This window comes from Pseudomonas sp. P5_B2 (assembly GCF_056400445.1).
On record NZ_JBFULH010000607.1, the window covers coordinates 1 to 2,396 of the forward strand.

Consider the following 2,396-nt stretch of genomic DNA (forward strand, 5'->3'; position numbering starts at 1 on the left):
GACTCAGATGTGCAACGTCCAGCAACTGCGCGGTGAAATAGGTCAGCGCGCGGTTGCCTTCGTTGAAGGCTTTCATGGTCAACAACATCCGGCGCACGTCAGGATGAACGATGATCGGGTCTGCGGCTTTTTCCGGTGCTTTGGCGCCGGTCAGCGAACGCATTTGCAGGCGGTCGTTGGCATATTTGATCGCACCTTGAAAGCTTGCCTCACCTAGACACAAACCCTGCATCCCGGTGCCGAGGCGCGCGTGGTTCATCATGGTGAACATGCAGTTCAGGCCCTTGTTCGGTTCGCCGATCAAGAATCCTTTGGCGCTATCGAAGTTCAATACGCAGGTCGCTGAAGCCTTGATGCCCATTTTGTGTTCGATCGAACCGCAGGAAACGCCATTGCGCTCGCCCGCCTCTTCCTCGGCATCGGGCAAGAACTTGGGCACGATAAACAACGAAATGCCCTTGGTGCCGGCCGGTGCGTCCGGCAGTTTTGCCAACACCAGATGAATGATGTTGTCACTCATGTCGTGCTCGCCGGCTGAGATAAAAATCTTGCTGCCGGAGATCGCGTAGCTACCATCGGCTGAAGGCACGGCGCGAGTCTTGATCATGCCCAGGTCGGTGCCGCAATGGGCTTCAGTCAGGCACATGGTGCCGGTCCATTGGCCTGCGGTGAGTTTGCTCAGGTAGGTGTTTTTCTGTTCTTCGGTGCCGTGGGCATGGATCGCCGACATAGCGCCGTGGGTCAGGCCCGGATACATGCCCCAGGACGTATTGCTGGAGCCGACCATCTCGCCAATCACCAGCCCCAACGAACTCGGCAAGCCTTGACCGCCGTACGCCGGATCCGCCGCCAGACCATGCCAGCCGCCTTCGACGTATTGTGCGAAAGCCTGCTTGAAACCTGCAGGCGTCGTCACCACGCCATTGTCGAAATGGCAGCCCTCTTCGTCACCGCTGCGATTCAGCGGAGCCAGAACGTTCTCACAGAATTTTGCGCCTTCCTCGAGGATCGCGTTGACCATGTCCGGGCTGGCATCGGTAGCGCCCAGTGCGGCGTAGTTGCTGTGAAAATCGAAGACGTGGTCGATCAGAAAGCGCATGTCGCGCAGGGGGGCTTTGTACTCAGGCATGGTCGTTTCTCCGTCAGCAGATGCTCCAAACCTACTGTCGCCCACCACGCCTCACAATCACAGTCCAGACGCTGAATGCGCCATCATCACTCAACTCGCAGCGGCGTCCATACGCACGGCGCCACGGCGCGTCTGACCGAACGCCACCACGCAGTTTCGCCCGGCGCCTTTGGCGCTGTAGAGCGCTTCATCCGCCGACTTCAGCACCTTTTCCGGGGTCCGCTGTTCCAAGCGTTCAGCGACACCGATGCTAACCGTAACCGACACACTGGATGCGCCCGGACCCGAGCGACGCTGGCGACCTTGCTGGTCATCCTGAGGCCGGCTGTCCTGATTGCGCAGCTGAATAGTGTAGGTGGCGATGGATTCGCGGATGACTTCCAGGTGCGGCATACATTCTTCAAGCGTTTTTCCCGCGAACACCAGGGCAAATTCCTCACCGCCGTAGCGATATGCCCTACCGCCACCGCCAATTTTCGACAGTTTACTGGCAACCAGTCGCAGCACCTGGTCACCGACATCGTGACCGTGGGTGTCGTTGAATTTCTTGAAGTGATCGACGTCGCTCATCGCCAGCACGTAATTGCGCCCCAACCGCTGCATCCGTTCGGTCAAGGCGCGACGGCCCGGCAGGCCGGTAAGTTCGTCGCGGAAGGCCATTTGATARGCCTCGTGGGCGACCGCCGCAGCAATCATCAACATTACCTGACTGCACATGATGTTGAGGGTAAACGGAAGAATGAAGGTTTTTGGCAACGCCCAGAACAACCCGAGCAAACCGACCAACTGAGCCGCATGCAGCGGTCGCGGGTTGCGCCAGTATTGCCAGCTCAGCAGCAGGAACGAAGCGATGAACAAAGGATAGGACAGCTGGATCAGGCTCATCCATGCGCCATGCAACGCCGGCCAGCGAATTTGCGACAACCATACCAACAAGGCTTGTGGGTAACTTTGCACCAGCGCCAGCGCCACACTGCCAACGGCCAGTAACGCCGCGAAGCGCGCCACCATGTCCTGAAACAGGTGGGTGCGTTCCTGCCAAGCGGCGAACACGCCGAACATCAGCGGCAGTAACAGGCAACACAAATGGAAGACCACAGCAGCGTCATCACGAACTGCGCCGTTATCTCGGTAATAGTCGGTCTGGTTGTCGAGCAAAAAGTAGGCGATGTACACCGTGACCATCAGAAACAGTTCACGCTGACGTCGGTACACCGCGCAATACGCACCGCCGAGCAACAGCACCAGCGTCGGCAGCACGTTGAAC

The 2,396-nt window shown here is 58.6% G+C and carries 2 protein-coding genes; both read right to left on the reverse strand.

The genetic code is table 11. From position 1 onward, the window contains the following. Positions 1-1,129 (reverse strand): acyl-CoA dehydrogenase family protein (locus tag AC1DRJ_RS24600; RefSeq protein WP_477804451.1); only part of this gene is annotated, 1,129 nt, incomplete at its 3' end. A gap of 90 nt (positions 1,130-1,219) precedes the next feature. Beyond that, a partial coding sequence (locus AC1DRJ_RS24605) for a GGDEF domain-containing protein (RefSeq protein ID WP_477804452.1) occupies positions 1,220-2,396 on the reverse strand: 1,177 nt, incomplete at its 5' end.